The following is a 16643-nucleotide window of genomic DNA, read 5'->3' on the forward strand; positions in this document are numbered from 1 at the left end:
GGACTCATCCGGTGGGTGGGTATCAGGCAGCACTGTGAGCCGCCTGGTGCGAGTTCAGTTGCGTCGTATTAGGCGTGGCGGGGGTGAGCAGTTCCTGCTGCGTCAGCCAGCCGATCTTGGTCATCGGCAGGCGTCCCTCATCGAGCAGGCGCTCGACCAGCGTCAGCCAATACTGGCGTGAGCGTTCATGACGCATATCGACCGGATGCAGGCCCAGACGCAACACCGGCGCCTGTTGCTCGCGGCTCAGCTTGCGTTGCGTCAACCACTGCGACATCAGGCGGCGTGGCGCGGAGCGTGCGCTCCACACGAGCCCTGGCGCATCGATGACCTTGAAGTCAGGCAGCCGATAGAGATGTTGGGGATCGCTGGTGTAGCGGAAGTCGAGAGACTTCAGGGCCTGACGAGTGCCGTCACTCATCAGCCAGGCGGGAGCCACGAAGCCGTCCAGCGGCCAGCCGAGACGCTTGAAGAGTGCGGCGCCCTTGAGCAGGCGTCGTCTGGCTTCGGCCTCATCGAGAGGATAGAACTCCCCCTCCCAGGTCAGCACGCGGCGCATCAGGTAATCACGCGGGGTGCGGGGGGCTGGCGCGTCATCGCAGTGATGGAAGCCATGCAGGGCAAGCTCGTCTCCCTGTTGACGGCGGGAGTCCAGGAGGGCGATGAATTCCGGAGCATCTTCCAGGGTGCTGCGATGATGGAAGTCAGGCACCACCAGCCAGGTGATCGGACAGGGATGATTCAGGCGTGCCTGGCAGAGGGCGTCCACCTCGGCGACGAAGTCCCGGTAGTCGGGCCAGGTCTCTGGCGCGACATCATGGAGGACCAGCAGGAAGTGCTGCTTGGCAGCAGACGACTCAGCCATGGGTCACCTCTTCGAGTACCGGTTGCATGCGAGTCCCGGTGACCGCGTGATAATGGCCGAGCAAGCCATCCACGACACTGTCCCAGGCATGATGCTTCTCGACATGACGACGCGCCTGGCGACCCAGGGCGGCGGGGTCATTGGCGAAGACTTCCTGCACGGCACGCGCCATGGCATGCGGCGAGTGCGGGTTGCAGAGCTGACCACAGCCCAGTGGCACATTCTCGGCCAGCGCGCCGGCACGAGCCGCCACCACAGGCGTGCCGCAGGCCATGGCCTCCAGCACCACCAGACCGAAGGTTTCCTGGGTGCCGGCATGCAGCAGCACATCCACCGAGGCCACCAGGCGCGCCACTTCGGTGCTGCTGCAGAAATGTCCGGTCACGCTGACATTGTCAGGAAGATGCCGTGGCATGCCCGAGCCGATCAACAGCAGATGGTAGTCGGGGCCGAGCAGGCGGGCGGCTTCCAGCAGCTCATCCAGATTCTTCTCGCGTGAGCCGCGCCCGGCGAAGGCCAGCAGGCGCACGTGGTCTTCCAGGCCAAGCTCGCGGCGCAGACCCTCATCGCGGCAGTCAGGGTGGAAGGTGGTGAGATCGACGCCCAGTGGCTGGATATGGACGTTGTCGATGCCGAGCCGATCGAGCCGGTCGGCCATCACCTGGCTGGGGGCCAGCACGCGATCAAAGTGGCGATAGAGGCGTTTGACGTAGCGGTCGACATTGGCCCCTGACCACTCGCCGAGGCGATTGGTGATCAGGCGTGGGAGGTCCGAGTGATAGAAGCCCAGTACCGGGACATCGAGCTTGCGACCGGCATCGAGTGCCGCCCACGCCGTGACGTAGGGGTCGCCGGCCTCGATGACATCCGGCTGCAGTGCCAGCAGCGTGCTGACCCAGCCGCCTCGGCGCAGTGGGAAGCGATAGCCGTTGCCGAACGGAATGGGCGGTGCCGGCACGCTATAGAGGTCATCACTGACGCTGGTGGTCTCACCGGGGACCAGCAGGCTGTGACGAACATCGGGCCGCGTCCGCAGACGTCGTCGCTTGGCTTCCAGGTAGGTTCTGACCCCGCCACTGGAGGGGGCATGGAACATGGTCATGTCAGCGATATGCACACGGACTCCTCAAGACCGCTTTACCGGTCGTGCGCGATGAAGATGAATCCCGACGTCACTGCCCGCCATGGCTGCCTTGTCGTGCTTCCGGGTGCTTTGGAAAGACGCGATCGAGCACGCAGGTTCCAGCAAGCCAGTGGCAATGATGAACGAGCCTCTGGTCAAGTCATGGGGGGAACCCGACGTGAAACCAAGGGCACGCGGCATGACATGCGGTGTCGCGCGTGACGAGACGTCTCGCCAGGCGATGTTCCACACTGCGGCTGGCAATGACGTTACCTCAGGAGATGACTGGTCTGTGTGACAACAGGGAACAATGTTGGTGCGATGCGCTCCCGCTCTCGGATATCTGTCATCAGGCTCCTGGCATCAGGTTCTCTGCCAGGGGGAGAAAGGCGTTTCGCCATGCTGGCGTGCTCCAGCAGGGAGTGCGGCAGCTGGCTTCTGCCCAGCGCCGCGCAAGAGAAGCCCGCGACAGGCAAAAGACAGGCAAAAAAAGACCCTGTCTGGAGCCACCGGACAGGGCAAGTGCGTGCACTACAGGAATACAGGGGGCGACAGGGAGGATCGCCGGGGCGGGCATTGCAGGGTCTAGCTGTAGATCGACTTAGTCATGTCTGGCATCCGTGCCTGGTGCTGCATGGGGTCCTGGCATCGCTATCTGTCCTGATAGAGGGAGATCGGGTGTCATCACGCCAGTCCATGCTGGGACAGGTGCAGGGCGCTGGGCATGGCCTGGCCAAGCTCCTGCGAGAAGGCGGCTTCCGGCTCGGCCGGGCGCTGGCTGGCGAGCAGCACAAGGCTCAGCAGCAGGCCGGCGGCCAGCAGCAGACGATTGCGGGTCCGGCGACGATCACGTTCCAGCAGCATCGCGACATGTTCCATCGCTTCACGTTGAATCTCACGCTGGCGCTCTGGAGAGGTGGAGCTACCTTCCGAGCTTCTGCCTGAGCTGCCGTCTGCCCCAGCGTCGATGCGGGCGTAGCTCATGGCCGGGTGACGAACGATGGCGGCATGCTCGTCCAGGTGACGCAGTGAGGTAGCTGCAGTGGAGCGATGAGTTTTCATTTCCGGGTCCTCGCATGGACGAACTTCATCAGGGACAGGCTTCAGTCATTCGCGCTTGGGTCAATCCAGTAACGCTGCAGCAGTGAAAGCAGATGTCGTGTGTCGATGTGAGGAGTATAGCGTGAGCTTCTGTTTCACAAAATTACAATTTCTCACGCTTGGTACACGCATCGTATACGCAATGCACAAGAACGAAAAACACCCCGGGCGCAGAGCGCTCCGGGGCGTAGATGGCCGTGGCAATTGCCCGTGATGACAAGGCAGTTACATACGGCAGTGGTGGGTCGTGGCTTATTCGGCCGGACGACCCACCAGTGAACGACGCTCTTCACGGGCTTCGGTCAAGGAAACCTTGATGATGTCGCCCAGTGAGTAACGCAGCTCGTCTTCGATGCGCACGCGGCCTTCCTTGTCATCGATCGCGACCTTCTTGCGATCGCTGTGGATCAGCGGTGCCGGAATGAAGACGCTGGCGCCATTCTCTTCCAGACGCACACGCATGCCGCCACGACGGATGTCGATGATCTCGCCAGTGAAGACCTGCTGTTCTTCGGCGGCCTTGGTCAGGTAGCGCACGTAGAGCCAGTCCTTCACATCGCGCTCCGCCATGCGGTTGAGACGACGACGTTCGCTGAGGTGCTCGGTCAGCTGCTCGGTGGCTTCCGCCGGCACGTCCTGGCCGAGAATCACGCGCTTGATCAAGCGGTGGTTGACCATGTCGCCATACTTGCGGATCGGCGAGGTCCAGGTCGCGTAGGCTTCCAGACCCAGTCCGAAGTGCGGTCCCGGCTGAGCGGACATCACGGTGTAACCCTGGAAGCGACGCATGCGCACGTCCAGCCAGGTATCTTCGCGGCTGTCCAGCTCCTGACGGATCAGGCGGTAGCCTTCCAGGCTGCCCAGCTGTTCCGGCGTGGCGGTGATGTTCTGGCCAGCCAGGAACTCGATGGTGTCGTCGTACTTCTCCGGTGCGAAGCCCTGGTGCACGTTGAAGATACCGTGACCGATGTGCTTGGAGAGCAGACGTGCGCAGCTCAGGTTCGCGGTGATCATGGATTCTTCGATCATGCGATTGCTGATGCGGCGGTGGTCGGCACGCACGTTGAGCACGTTGCCTTCCTCATCCAGCTCGAACTCGAAGTCCGGACGCTCGCGGAAGACCTGCGAATTGCGTGCACGCCAGGCGATGCGCGCCTGGGTGAAGGCTTCCAGCTGACGCAGACCTTCGGCCAGCTCTTCGGTTTCCGGCTTCCAGCTGCCTTCCTGGCCTTCGATCCAGTCAGAGACGTTGTCGTAGGTCAGGCGGTGGTGGGAGCGCATGGTGGCCGCGAAGAACTTCGGCTCGCCGATCACGCCATCGGTATCGATGTCGACGATGCACATCAGCGTCGGACGGTCTTCACCTTCCTTCAGCGAGCACAGATCATCGGCCAGGATTTCCGGCAGCATGGTGACGTTCTGGCTCGGCAGGTAGACGGTGAAGGAGCGCGTGCGCGCCTCCTCGTCGACACGGCTGCCTTCCGGCACGTAGGCGGTCGGGTCCGCGATGGCGATGCTCAGGGTCCAGCCGCCTTCCGGGCGCTCGACGATGTGCAGGGCGTCATCCATGTCACGCGTCTTCTCACCATCGATGGTGAAGAAGGGCACGTGGGTCATGTCTTCGCGAGTCAGGCCTTCCTCGAGCAGCGGCCAGTCATTGCCGCCCTCCGGAGAGGCCTGTTCCAACGCGTGACGCGCCAGGGTGACGCGCCACGGCACACGCGGATTGTCCACGGTGGCGATGACTTCCTCGATCTGGGCGAAGAAGCTGCGGTCATCCTTGCGCATCGGGTGACGCAGCAGACGTGCCACGACCCAGTCGCCATCATTGAGGGCTTCCTCATTGATGCCACGCTTCACGCGCGCTTTCATGCGCGTGTTGATGGAGGGATGATCCGGCATCACGTTCAGGCGGCCATCACGCTTGCCGACACGAGCGACGAAGCGATCGACACCCGTCTCAATCAGCACTTCCGGCTGTACGGACTTCTTCTCACCTTCCACCTTGACGGTCGCTTCGACGGTATCGCCGTGCAGTACCTGCTTCATGGCGGGTGGCGGCACGAAGTAAGACTCGCCGTCCTCGCACTCGAGGAAGCCGAAGCCCTTGTCGGTGCCTTTGATCACCCCCGTGACACGGGGAATTTCCTGGCGGATTTGATCTTTCAGCTGCGCCAGCAGCGAATTGTTCTGCAGCATTTCGGAAGTTCTGTTGGCGGGGTCAGTGGCTCACTATACGGACATGGAGCATGGGGGGAAAGCTACCAGATGGCCCAACGCCCGCGCGGGCTGCGCGCAGGCGTGGATGAGCGGCAGGTCAAGCGTGGGCAAGCCTGGCGAAAGCGGCCTGCCAGTGCACTTCGCCACAGGCTCGGGCGCGCGCTCAGTCGGCGTTCGTCGTGGCGTTCAGCAGGCCCGATACCGGCGTATCACCGTCGAACAGGGTGAAGATGGGCGCCTTGCGATGACGGCCACCGATCTCGCGGGCCTTGATCAAGCCGAGCAGGAACTCGGCGACATTGGCGCGCGAGACCTGCATCTCGTCGGAATCATCGGCATTCTGGGTCAGCTTGCCGCTGCCGCTCTCGTTGGTGAGACGGCCGGGCTTGACGATGACGTGGCGCAGGCCACTCTCGGCGAGACACAGGTCGGCTGCCTTCTTGGCCGCGAAGTAGGGGCGCATCGCCTCTGGTCCTGCCAGCGGTGTCTCGGAGCGGATCGAGCTGACCTGGATCACGCGCGACAGCCCGAATTCGGCGGCCAGCTCCGCGGTGCGCATCGCACCGTGCAGGTCGATGGTCAGTGTCTTGTCCGGGCCGGTATTCGGGCCGGAGCCCGCGACGAACACCGCTTGATCGCAGCCATAGAAGGCCTGGCGCATCTCGCCTTCCAGATCGCCCAGAACCGTCGGGATTCCGCGTTCATGGAACCAGCTCTGCTGCTCGGTCGAGCGGATCATCGCCACGACGGGTTCGCCGTCGGCCTGAGCCTTCTCGCAGAGTTGACGACCGATCTTGCCGTTGGCACCGATGATGAGCGTCTTGCGCATGCTGTCTGCTCCTTCGTGAGTCTGATGGCGAGGTGGTTGGCGAATGACATTCCCGCTCACTGCCACGCCTCTCCTGGTACAGCAAGGTCTGCGGGCTGAGCCTCGAGACTTCAAGGGGACTGCTGGCCGATAGCGGGCATTACGCGGCGACTCGCTCGCGGGATGAAGTCTGCGATGATCAAGTATCAAAGGCGGCTGTCATCTCTGTCTGTGGCTCGGGAGCCTTGCTAGGATGGCGCTGCCAGGCACCACTCCCTCAAGATTGCGTCAACGACAAGGATGCCCGATGAGCCGCATAGCCCACCCCGACACTGATGATCATGACGACACCGCCGCATGGCACGGCGCCGCCTTCCCCTCCGAGAGCGCGATTCGGGTCGGGCTGATCGGTTATGGCATGGCGGTGCGCACCTTTCACGCACCCTTGATCGAGGCCACGGATGGGCTGGCGCTGGTGGCGCTGTCCACCTCGCGGCCCGAGGTCGTCAGAGCCGAGCGTCCGCAACTGGAAGTGGAGGCCACTCCTGAGGCCTTGCTTGCGCGTGACGACATCGATCTGATCATCATCGCGACGCCCAACGAGACCCACGCCCCGCTGGCCTCTGCGGCGCTCGCGGCAGGCAAGCATGTGGTCGTCGACAAGCCTTTCACGGTGACGTTTGAAGAAGGCGAGGCCCTGACCCGCCAGGCCGAGCAGGCCGGACGGGTGCTGGCGGTATTTCACAATCGGCGCTTCGATGCCGACTTCCTGACGCTGGCGGAATTGATCAACGACGGCACCCTGGGGCGCATCGCGCATCTGGAATCCCACTTCGACCGCTTCCGCCCGACGGTGCCGAACCGCTGGCGTGAGCAGGCACTGCCTGGCAGCGGCCTGTGGTATGACCTCGGCCCGCACCTGCTGGATCAGGCGCTGTGCCTGTTCGGCGAACCAGCCGCCATCCAGCTCACGCGTCGCGTACAGCGCGAGGGCGCGGTGACCGATGATTTCTTCCACGCCGTGCTCGATTACGCCCACCATCCAAGGCACCCCGGCCTGGTGGTGGAGCTGCACGCCAGCGCACTGACGGCGGCGCCGACGGCACGCTTCGCCGCGCACGGCACCCGTGGCAGCTATGTGGTGTTCGGGCTCGACCCTCAGGAGGATTGCCTCAAGGCCGGTGACTGGCCCTCGCGTGACCCGCAGGAGCGCCAGGCGCGCCAGTGGGGGCGGGATGCGCGTCCCGGAATGCTGACCGTGCTGGAGACCGACCCGGACGGCGCCGAAGGCGAGCAGGTACTGGTAGGGGGCACCCATCAGGGCCGTGATGGTGACTATCCGGCCTGGTATGCGGGGTTGCGCGACTGCATTCGCGGCCAGGGTGACAATCCGACCCCGCCCCACGAGGCGCTGCGCGTGATGAAGTGGCTGGAGGCCGGCATCGCCAGCGAAGGCTGAAATCCTCGAAGGCTGAAACCATCGAAGGTGAGATAACTCACGAAAGACGCGCGCCCTGAAGGCCCGAACGGCCAGCTATCAGAGGCGCGCGTCTTGTTTTCAAGGCAGTGGCAGGGGAGGTCGCGGCCTGCTCAGGTTACCTCGCCCTTGTCGGCCTTGCGCATGCGCGAGAACAGCTCCGCGCGCAGCTCACCGATGCGCGGTACCTCCTCGGCATGGAAGGGGATGGGGCGCAGCAGGCGCATGGCGCGCAGGCCGAGACGTGCATTCATCAGGCCACTGCCCAGCCCCTGGCCTGCCTTGGTGGAGAGGCGGCCGGCCAGATTCATCGACAGCAGATCCATGCTGGCCTCGGCGGCCAGTTCGCTGGCACCGGCGAAGGCCATCGACGCCAGCACCTCCTTGAACAGCCGCAGACGGCTGGCGTAGCCCAGCTCCAGCCCGTAGAGGCGCGACAGGCGCTCCATCATGCGCAGCCCGCGCCAGGCCACCAGGCTCATGTCGACCCAGGTCAGCGGCGAGACCGCCACCATTACCGCCGTCTCGCCGCTCATGCGCGAGATCAGACGCCGCGCCTCACGGTCCCGCGGCCCGAGCACGTGGAAGGCGAACAGCTCGCGGCGCTCCGACGGGGAGTGATGCGCTTCGCAGGCGGCGCGCCAGGCGCGCACGCCGGCATCATCATCGCCGAGCTTCATCTGACGGCGCAGCTGTTCGAGCAGGTCTTCCTGCTGGCTGTCGGCCTTGCCGCCTGCCTTGCCCGAGTCCTCGTCAGGCGTGGCCAGCGCATCACCGCGCTGGCCAAAGCCTCCTTGACCAAAGCTCTCCGGACCAAAGTCATCTTGCTGATGTTCTTCCAGCTCGGCGCGCAGCGCGACGTGCTTGCGCAGGTGACGCAGACGGAAGAGCTCCTTGCCCAGCGCGCGGGCGCCGAGCCCGATGGCGCCAATACCCAGCAGGCCCCAGGCGCCGGCGATCAGGTCGCCGCCCATGGCCGCCTGATAGAGCGCATGACCGGCCTCGACACCCCCGAGGGTCAGGGTGCCGAGCAGCAGCCATTTGAGGCCGCGATGACGTGGCCGGGCGCTGAGCGTCGCATCGAGTCCCGGTGTGGCGGGTTCCGGTTCGGCCGCCGCCAGTGGCTGGCTTTCCATCTCCGGCGAGAAGTGACGCGCGCCGCGCAGGGACTCAGCCGTGCTCTCTGCCGCGCTTTCAATGGGGCGCTCGGCGTAAGCTGTCGAGGCGGTGTCGGCCTGCGCCGACCCGGGGCTCGTGAAGCGTTTGCCCGGGCGCGGATGGCGGGATTCGGTGGTCATTTCAGGTGGTCTCCCAGCAGCCAGTCGAGCACGGCGTCCATGCGAATGTGAGGTGGTGCCTTGCCGTCGACCTGCGGCGGCGCGAAGTGGGGGAAGTCGAAGCGGCTTTCGGCCCAGAAATTCGGGTCGGGCAGTCGTGAGGGCACCTCGCCCGGGAACAGCAGCACGGACTCGCGGCCAGCGGCTTGGGTGTCCGAGTCGCTCGTCCCTTCGTGCTCGCCGAGCAAGTGTCCCGCCAGTGCCGGATGACGCTGACCGTTCTCGACCACTTCACGCGCCTCGCTGGCGCGGATGGCAGCGATGGTGAAGGCCTTGAGCGGCACATCGCGATAGCGCAGGCGCTTGAGCGGGTCCGCCAGCAGCTGCTCGAGCAGATCACGCATCGCGCCATGTTGCTCCGGCGTGACGTGGTCGGCCTTGGTGGCGGCGATGGCCAGGCGGTCGATGCGGCGGTCCATCAGGCGCGCCAGCAGATGACGGCGGCCATAGGCGAAGCTGTCGAACAGCTTGTCCAGCGCGCGGCTCAGGTCGCGGAAGGGTGCCGGGCCGGCATTCAGCGCACCCAGCACGTCGATCAGCACGATCTGGCGGTCAAAGCGCCGGAAGTGATCGTGGTAGAAGGGGCGCACCACGCGGCGGCGGTAGTGATCGAAGCGCCGCGCCAGGGTGCGGTACAGGCTGGTTTCCGGCAGGGCGGCCAGCGCATCGGCTGTCCACTCGCCGAGCCCCGGCAGCGGGAAGAACTGCAGCACCGGCGCTTCGTCCAGCTCGCCGGGCAGCAGGAAGCGGCCTGGTGTCAGGTCGACGAAGCCCCCCTTGCGGCGTGCGGCGTGCAGATAGTCGGTGTACAGGCTCGCGATCTCGGCGAGGCGGTCTTCATCCACTTCGCTGTCTGGTGTCAGGCCCTCGATGGCCGCCATCCAGTCATGGGCCCAGTCGCCACGTCCGTCAGCCAGCTGTGTCTCGCATTCGCTGCTCCAGGTGGTGAAGTCCTGTTCCAGCATCGGCAGGTCCAGCAGCCATTCGCCGGGATAGTCGATCAGGTCCAGTGTCAGGGTGGCGCGCTGGCTGTCGAGCATGCGGGCGGCGCGTGAGGTGGGGCGAAAGCCGATCTTGAGGCGCAGCTCACTGATGCTGCGGGTCGGCGTCGGCCATTCGGGGCCATACGGCGAATGCTGGCCGGACAGCGAGCGCAAGCCGGCTTCCAGCGGGAAGCGCGGGATGGAGAGGTCCGGCTGGCTGACGCGTTCCGCGCCGAGCAGACGGCCATCGCGGGCGGCAGGCAGCAGTTCCAGGCGCGCGCCGAGTCCGGCATGGCGCAGCTGCTCGATCAGCGAGACGAGAAAGGCGGTCTTGCCGGCACCGGAGAGGCCCGTGACGGCGAGCCGCAGCTGGCGGTCGAGACCGCGTTCCAGCAGATCATGGGCTTCGCGGCCCACATCGCGGGCAAGCTGGCGGGCGTTGCGGGTCATGGTGTTGAACATCAGGCATTCCCTGTCAGTGGGGGCGAGGCGGCGGCGCGACGTGATGGCGTCCTGGCAGCTGATGATGAGCCGGGTGATGGTCGGGACCTGTCAGCGTGCGCCGCACGGCTCGCCATCAACCCTCTATCTGCGGGCGATCGGCGCGCAAGGCAAGCTGACGCCACGCCAGCAGGGCGATGGGCAACAGGCAGGCGGGGATCAGCAGCAGGTTGAGCAGTGCCCAGCCCAGCGTACTGACCAGGGGGCCGGCCAGCAGCGCCGTCACCGCTCCGGTGGTGAAGACGAGGAACTCGTTGGCGGCCTGGGTGCGGGCCTTCTCGCTGGGGCGATGGCAGTGGGTCAGCAGCGTGGTGGCGGGCAGGAAGGTGAAGTTCCAGCCGATGCCGAGCAGGATGAGACCGAGGAAGAACCCCTGGGTTCCCGTCAGGTAGTCGGCGGCCAGCAGCTGCGCGGTGGCAAGGCTTGCCAGCAGGAAGGCGCAGCCGGTGACGATCATGGTGCCCGCCCCGAAGCGGGCGACCAGCCGCCCGGTGAAGAAGGACGGCAGGAACATCGCCACCACGTGCCATTGGATGGTGGTGGCGACGTGATCGAAGCCGTGTCCGGCATGGGCCATGGCCAGTGGCGTGGCCGTCATCGCCAGATTCATCACTCCATAGCCGACCATCGCGCTGAGCACGGCCAGCAGAAAGATTGGCTGACGCAGGATCACGCCCAGTGGACGGGGCGGCGCCACTGCATCATCGCCGACGGTCTGGCCGCTGCCTTCACTGGGCAGGCGGATGAAAGCCAGCAAGAGAAGCGCCACCAGATAGAGCGCCCCCAGCCCGATGAAGCTGCCCAGGAAGGGCGTGTCGGCCAGCGCATGACTGGTGCGGGCAAGCCAGGGCCCGAAGAAGGCCGCCAGCACGCCGCCACCCATCACCAGTCCGATGGCGCGCTCCCGCTGCTCCGGGGGCGCAGCTTCCATGGCGGCGAAACGATACAGCTGGCCGAAGCCGATCCCGATACCCACCAGCCAGGTGGAGAACAGGAACAGCCCGAAATGCTGAAGATGCAGCGCCAGCACGGCCAGCCCCGCGCCTGCCAGCCCGCACAGATTGCCGAGCACGAAGCCGCGGCGTCGTCCGAGGCGTGCGGTGATCAGCGAGGCAGGGATGGTGGCGCACATCAGGCCCAGCCATTGAGTGGCGACCGGCGCGGTCGACCAGCTGCTCGAGGCAAGCTGGGCACCGATCAGCGGCGAGACCGCGATCAACAGGATGTTGCCGCTGACCAGCAACGCCTGACATAGCGACAACAGCGTGACGGCCAGTGGCAGGCGTGCCCGACCGCCAGTGGAGGATGAGGGTGACATGATGACGCAGCTCCGACGGATTGCGGCGCCCGGTGCGCCTGTCCTGATTATGCCTGTGCTCCGCTCAGGCGTTCCAATCCTCCGTCAGGCGTCGAGGAGTCCGGGGCGGGTCGCGTGATGACTTGGATGCCTACTCTCCCGCCCATTCCCGCAGGCTGTCCCGGCGCACGCGGCGAATGGCGTGTGACAGCTCGCCCTGCTCGGCAAGTCGCTGGATGACCGCAGGTAGCGCAGCGCGCACCTGCTCGGCTGACATGCCGGGGGAAAGTTCCGGGGCATACAGCATCTTGAGCAGCACGTAATCCAGTGGACTCAGCCAATGATCCACCGTGACGTCGCTGAAGATGGAGGGAAACACCCTGTCCGAATCATTGGGCAGCCCCATCAGCTGGGCGGTCTCCTCGACGACGCAGTCCACCAGGCGCGCCTTCTGGCGGGCGTAGTCGACCGGAATCAGGATCAGCCCACTGGCGATGGCCTGGTCGGCCCCGGTCTTGAACAGTGTCAGGCAAACGCCTTCCCGCAGTGCCTTGCGCATGCCCGGGGTAGCGGCCTGCTGCTTGCCGACGTAGGCGGTGGCCTCGCGCGTCATGTGGTCCCGGGCGATGAAGGCGATGCGCAGGTTGGCCTCTCTGGCGGAAGACACGAAACTCAACGGCTGGCCGGTGATGGCGGCCAGATGACGAAACTGGACCTCGCTCATCTGGCGCTGCATGCGCGAATTGCCCAGCTGTGAATCGACCCGCACCTTGATCGGTGCCTGCCAGCGCACCAGCGAGGCGCTGCTGCCGGGCTGATACTCCCGCTTGAGCGCCACGTCCACGAAGCTGTCCGTCAGTACATCAGCCCGCTGCCAGCGCTCGGCGGCCTGACTGACCGGCGCCGACATCAGTGAGACGAGCAGGGAGATCGACAGTGACAGCGCCTTGAGGCGCGGAAGACAGCTACGAAGGCGGTAGCGGGACATGGAATACCTCGGTGATGAGCGACTCGTCCAGCATGCCTGAAAGCGGTGCAGCAAATGCACAAATGCACGAATGCCCCGCCTGTCCGGGGAGACAGGGCGGGGCATTCGTGTCATGGCGGATGTGCTGCTCGCAGGGGCGAGTCAGCAAGCGGCGTCGGTCAGATGAAGGCCAGATAGATGGCGATCACCAGCACGACCAGCAGCAGCGCGCAGACCTTGGCACCTTTCCAGGGCGTCATGTCGATGGCGCCGACATCCTGCTGGATCCACGGCTCGTCACGCGGTGCCAGCTTGCCGATGATCAGCATCATCGCGATCAGCAGCACGAACACCAGACCGACGAAGTGGAACTCGTGGATCACGTCGAGCACGCCGGAGAAGGCCGGCACGAAGTAGACCACCCCGATCACGCTGCAACCGATCAGCAGTGCCAGGTTGGCGGCGATGGTCGGCACGCGACGCGTCAGCAGCCCCATCAGCACCACGGCGAAGATCGGGATGAAGTAGATGGCATTCATCTTCTGCAGGTAACCGAACAGACTCTCCTGTCCCGCCAGCAGCGGCGCGAGTGTCATCGAGGCGATCGCCAGCACCCAGCCGAAGCCCTTGGAAACCTTGACCACCTCGGCGTCGCTGGCATCACGACGCAGATGCGCCTTGTAGATACCGGTGGAGAACAGCGTGGTGGTGGCGTTCAGCGCCGAGTTGAAGGACGACAGGATCGCGCCGACCATCGCCGCGGCGAAGAAGCCGGTCAGCGGTGCAGGCAGCACATCGAAGACCAGCTGGCCGTAGGCGCTGTCGGCCTTGACGCCGGAAGAGGCATAGAGGTGATAGGCGATGATGCCGGGAATCACCAGATACAGCGGGCCCAGCAGCTTGAGGGCACCGGTCAGCAGCACGCCTTTCTGGCCCTCGGCGAGGGTCTTGGCGGCGAAGGTGCGCTGGATGATTTGCTGGTTGGTACACCAGTAGAAGAAGTTGATGATCATCACGCCGGTGAACAGGGTCGAGAAGGGCACCGACTGGTCTTCACCGCCCATGGAGTTGAATTTCTCCGGATTGGCGGCGGTCAGCGTATCCCAGCCGGCCATCACGCCCTGGCCATCACTGACGGCATCGAGGCCGAACCAGACGATCAGCATGCCGCCGATCAGAAGGCCCACGCCGTTCAAGGTGTCGGAGATGGCGATGGAGCGCATGCCGCCGAACAGGGCATAGATGGCACCGATGATGCCGACCACCCAGATGGTCATCCACAGCAGTGCATTGGGCGAGCTGATACCGGTCAGAGAAGGCAGATCCAGCATGCCCTGCAGGCCGATGGCACCGGAGTAGAGGATGATCGGCAGCAGGATCACCGCGTAGGCGAACAGGAAGATCAGGTTGGTGATCAGCTCGGTGCTGCGGCCATAGCGCAAGGCCAGCAGCTCGGGCAGGGTGGTGATGCCACTCTTGAGGAAGCGTGGCAGGAAGAACAGCGCCATGACCACCATGGCCAGCACCGCCATGACCTCCCAGGCCATCACCGACAGACCATCGGTGAAGGCGGCTCCATTCAAGCCGACCATCTGTTCGGTGGACAGGTTGGTCATCAACAGCGAGCCCGCGATCAGCGGAAAGGTCAGACTGCGTCCGGCGAGGAAATAGCCGGTGGAATGCGAGGTGTCATCGCGATGTGTCCACCACCAGGTCAAGGCGGCGACCAGGCCGGTAAAGAACACGAAAGAAACAAGGGTCAGGGCATGCATGGGGGAGGATTCCTTTAGGCGTGCGGCGGCGAATCATGAGGCGGTGGGCAGGTGACCCGGGTGGCGATTCGACGCCGATCCAGCCGTGGCGATGCAATGCACACAGCAAGCTGTGTCATCGTCCGTGAAGAGACTCACCGGTAACATTCGCGGCAAGTCTGGCGATAGTGTAGGTATCTCCCGATTTCCTGCTATCCGCCATTTGTAGAACATACGTTGGTTTTGAGGTGCAGCTGGCGTCGACTGAGCGTTGAGAATGAACAGGCGGTCATTGCTTCTCAGTCTCTGGTATCAGGTATTGATCGCAGTGTCGTAACAAGACGCATGTCGCGGCTTTTGCAGCACGTTGCGGGTCATCCTTGATGCTCGATCAGAGACGCCAGCGCCCCGCCATCGGTAAGGATGACGAGGCGCTGGCGTGCTCGTGTCATACGCTCATGTCGTGCGCTCATGTCGTGCGCTTATGTCATAAGGTCATGGCGATGACGATGACAAGTGGCGTGCAGTCGCGCTGGGCGAGTGGGGCGATCAGCCGGCGAAGGCCAGATAGATCGCCATCACCAGCACCAGCAGCACGATGCTGGCGATACGCGTACCGGCCCAGGGCGTCATGTCGATGGCACCGACGTCCTGCTGGATCCAGGGTTCGGCGCGCGGTGACAGCTTGCCGATCACCAGCATCATGACGATCAACAGCACCAGCACGATGGCGATGAAGTGGAAGTTGTGCACCCGATCGACCAGCTCGGAAAGCGTCGGCACGAAGTAGAACAGGCCGATGATCGCGCAGCCGAGCACCAGTGCCAGATTGGCGGCGATGGCCGGCACGCGCTTGGACATCAGTCCCACCACGATCACCGCCAGCAGCGGGATGTAGTAGATGGAGTTCACCTTCTGCACGTAGACGAACAGGCTTTCCTGGGTCGCCAGCAGCGGCGCGATGGCCATCGCGGCGGCGGCCATGATCCAACCGGCCCACTTGGACGCCTTGACCACCTCTTCATCGCTGGCTTGCGGCTTGAGGCGCGCCTTGTAGACATCGAGACTGAACAGGGTGGCGGTGGAGTTGAGCGCCGAGTTGAAGGACGACAGGATCGCGCCGACCATCGCCGCGGCGAAGAAGCCGGTCAGCGGTGCGGGCAGCACATCGAAGACCAGCCGGCCATAGGCGGCGTCGGCCTTGATGCCATCACCGGCGTAGAGCTGGAAGGCGATGATGCCCGGCAGCACCAGATACAGCGGCCCCAGCAGCTTGAGAGCACCGGTCAGCAGTACGCCCTTCTGGCCCTCGGCCAATGTCTTGGCGGCGAAGGTACGCTGGATGATCTGCTGGTTGGTGCACCAGTAGAACATGTTGAGCAGCAGCACCCCGGTGAACAGGGTCGAGACCGGTACTGACTGGTCATCGCCGCCCAGCGAATTGAGCTTCTCCGGGTGGGTCTCCTTGAGCGTCTCCCAGCCGGCGAGAATGCCATTGCCGTCACCGACACGGTCCAGCCCGTAGTAGACGATGATCATGCCGCCGATCAGCAGGCCGATGCCGTTCAGGGTGTCGGAGATGGCGATGGAGCGCAGGCCACCGAAGAGGGCATAGATGGCACCGGCGATGCCGACGGCGATCACGGTGCCGGTCAGCAGCACCATCTGCGAGTCGATGCCGGTCAGGGCGCGCAGGTCGAGCACGCCCATCAGGCCGAGGGCGCCGGAGTAGAGAATGCTGGGCAGCAGAATGATGGCGTAGGCCAGCATGAAGATCAGGTTGGCCAGCAGCTGGGTGGTGCGATCGAAACGCAGTGCCAGCAATTCCGGCAGGGTGGTGATACCGCTCTTGAGGAAGCGTGGCAGGAAGAACATGGCCATCGCGACCAGCGAGACCACGGCCACCACTTCCCAGGCCATCACGGAGAGGCCGTCGGTGAAGGCGGCGCCGTTGAGGCCCACCATCTGCTCGGTGGAAAGATTGGTCATCAGCAGGGAGCCTGCGATGATCGGGAAGGTCAGACTGCGCCCGGCAAGAAAGTAGCCGGTGGAATGTTGATGGTCGTCACGACGGGTCAGCCACCAGGTGATCACGGCGACCAGCCCCGTGAAGAACACGAAGGAGCTCAGGGTGAGGGCGTTCATGGCATTATCCTTGTTGAACAACAGGGCTCGGAGGCCTGCCTGCTCAGCTGCCCATCGTCTGCAGAACA

General features: G+C 64.5%; 12 protein-coding genes. 1 reads left to right on the forward strand and 11 read right to left on the reverse strand.

Going from position 1 to position 16643, the window contains the following annotated elements:
• Window positions 1-22: 22 nt before the first annotated feature.
• From F8A90_RS02570 to F8A90_RS02590, 5 genes are all read right to left on the reverse strand, one after another.
• Complete coding sequence (locus F8A90_RS02570) at window positions 23-865, reverse strand: DUF2334 domain-containing protein (protein ID WP_200018813.1); 843 nt, start codon at window positions 863-865, stop codon at window positions 23-25.
• Window positions 858-1982 (reverse strand): glycosyltransferase family 4 protein, encoded by a 1125-nt coding sequence (locus F8A90_RS02575; protein ID WP_200018815.1) that lies wholly within the window; start codon window positions 1980-1982, stop codon window positions 858-860. The genes F8A90_RS02570 and F8A90_RS02575 overlap by 8 nt, the downstream gene beginning before the upstream one ends.
• 690 nt (window positions 1983-2672) lie before the next feature.
• Window positions 2673-3050, reverse strand: a complete 378-nt coding sequence (locus F8A90_RS02580; RefSeq protein ID WP_200018817.1) for a hypothetical protein — start codon at window positions 3048-3050, stop codon at window positions 2673-2675.
• Window positions 3051-3341: 291 nt separating this feature from the next.
• Entirely contained in the window at window positions 3342-5288 is a 1947-nt protein-coding gene (locus F8A90_RS02585) for an exoribonuclease II (protein ID WP_166019841.1), read from the reverse strand.
• A 184-nt stretch (window positions 5289-5472) separates the two neighbouring features.
• Window positions 5473-6138 carry an NAD(P)-binding oxidoreductase gene (locus F8A90_RS02590; protein ID WP_200018819.1) on the reverse strand — a complete coding sequence of 222 codons (666 nt, stop codon included), beginning with the start codon at window positions 6136-6138 and terminating at the stop codon, window positions 5473-5475.
• A 286-nt stretch (window positions 6139-6424) separates the two neighbouring features.
• Here F8A90_RS02590 and F8A90_RS02595 point away from each other — a divergent pair, with 286 nt between their 5' ends.
• Complete coding sequence (locus tag F8A90_RS02595; RefSeq protein WP_200018821.1) at window positions 6425-7576, forward strand: oxidoreductase; 1152 nt, start codon at window positions 6425-6427, stop codon at window positions 7574-7576.
• Window positions 7577-7707: 131 nt separating this feature from the next.
• Here the strand turns inward: F8A90_RS02595 and F8A90_RS02600 are convergent, their stop codons facing one another.
• From F8A90_RS02600 to F8A90_RS02625, 6 genes are all read right to left on the reverse strand, one after another.
• Window positions 7708-8892 carry a TIGR01620 family protein gene (locus F8A90_RS02600; RefSeq protein ID WP_233593415.1) on the reverse strand — a complete coding sequence of 395 codons (1185 nt, stop codon included), beginning with the start codon at window positions 8890-8892 and terminating at the stop codon, window positions 7708-7710.
• Window positions 8889-10376, reverse strand: coding sequence for a YcjX family protein (locus tag F8A90_RS02605; RefSeq protein ID WP_233593416.1), 1488 nt, complete (start codon window positions 10374-10376; stop codon window positions 8889-8891). Before F8A90_RS02605 ends, F8A90_RS02600 begins: the two co-directional genes overlap by 4 nt.
• Before the next feature lie 115 nt (window positions 10377-10491).
• Window positions 10492-11697, reverse strand: a complete 1206-nt coding sequence (locus F8A90_RS02610; protein WP_200019848.1) for an MFS transporter — start codon at window positions 11695-11697, stop codon at window positions 10492-10494.
• 166 nt (window positions 11698-11863) lie between these two features.
• Window positions 11864-12700: a DUF2927 domain-containing protein gene (locus tag F8A90_RS02615; RefSeq protein WP_200018823.1), complete on the reverse strand. Its 837-nt coding sequence runs from the start codon at window positions 12698-12700 to the stop codon at window positions 11864-11866.
• 158 nt (window positions 12701-12858) lie between these two features.
• The gene (locus tag F8A90_RS02620; protein WP_200018825.1) at window positions 12859-14451 is read right to left on the reverse strand and encodes a solute:sodium symporter family transporter; all 1593 of its coding nucleotides are present in this window, start codon (window positions 14449-14451) and stop codon (window positions 12859-12861) included.
• Between the two features lie 528 nt (window positions 14452-14979).
• On the reverse strand, window positions 14980-16575 hold the full coding sequence (locus F8A90_RS02625) for a solute:sodium symporter family transporter (protein ID WP_200018827.1): 1596 nt from the start codon (window positions 16573-16575) through the stop codon (window positions 14980-14982).
• Window positions 16576-16643: the final 68 nt, after the last annotated feature.

This window comes from Cobetia sp. cqz5-12 (assembly GCF_016495405.1).
Classification (GTDB): Bacteria; Pseudomonadota; Gammaproteobacteria; order Pseudomonadales; family Halomonadaceae; genus Cobetia.

Excerpts from the sequence above, each read along its gene's own strand:
- F8A90_RS02600 (WP_233593415.1), bottom strand. The coding sequence starts at position 8,892 with ATGACCACCGAATCCCGCCATCCGCGCCCGGGCAAACGCTTCACGAGC.
- F8A90_RS02580 (WP_200018817.1), bottom strand. The coding sequence starts at position 3,050 with ATGAAAACTCATCGCTCCACTGCAGCTACCTCACTGCGTCACCTGGAC.
- F8A90_RS02595 (WP_200018821.1), top strand. The coding sequence starts at position 6,425 with ATGAGCCGCATAGCCCACCCCGACACTGATGATCATGACGACACCGCC.
- F8A90_RS02605 (WP_233593416.1), bottom strand. The coding sequence starts at position 10,376 with ATGTTCAACACCATGACCCGCAACGCCCGCCAGCTTGCCCGCGATGTG.
- F8A90_RS02620 (WP_200018825.1), bottom strand. The coding sequence starts at position 14,451 with ATGCATGCCCTGACCCTTGTTTCTTTCGTGTTCTTTACCGGCCTGGTC.
- F8A90_RS02615 (WP_200018823.1), bottom strand. The coding sequence starts at position 12,700 with ATGTCCCGCTACCGCCTTCGTAGCTGTCTTCCGCGCCTCAAGGCGCTG.
- F8A90_RS02585 (WP_166019841.1), bottom strand. The coding sequence starts at position 5,288 with ATGCTGCAGAACAATTCGCTGCTGGCGCAGCTGAAAGATCAAATCCGC.
- F8A90_RS02625 (WP_200018827.1), bottom strand. The coding sequence starts at position 16,575 with ATGAACGCCCTCACCCTGAGCTCCTTCGTGTTCTTCACGGGGCTGGTC.
- F8A90_RS02570 (WP_200018813.1), bottom strand. The coding sequence starts at position 865 with ATGGCTGAGTCGTCTGCTGCCAAGCAGCACTTCCTGCTGGTCCTCCAT.
- F8A90_RS02590 (WP_200018819.1), bottom strand. The coding sequence starts at position 6,138 with ATGCGCAAGACGCTCATCATCGGTGCCAACGGCAAGATCGGTCGTCAA.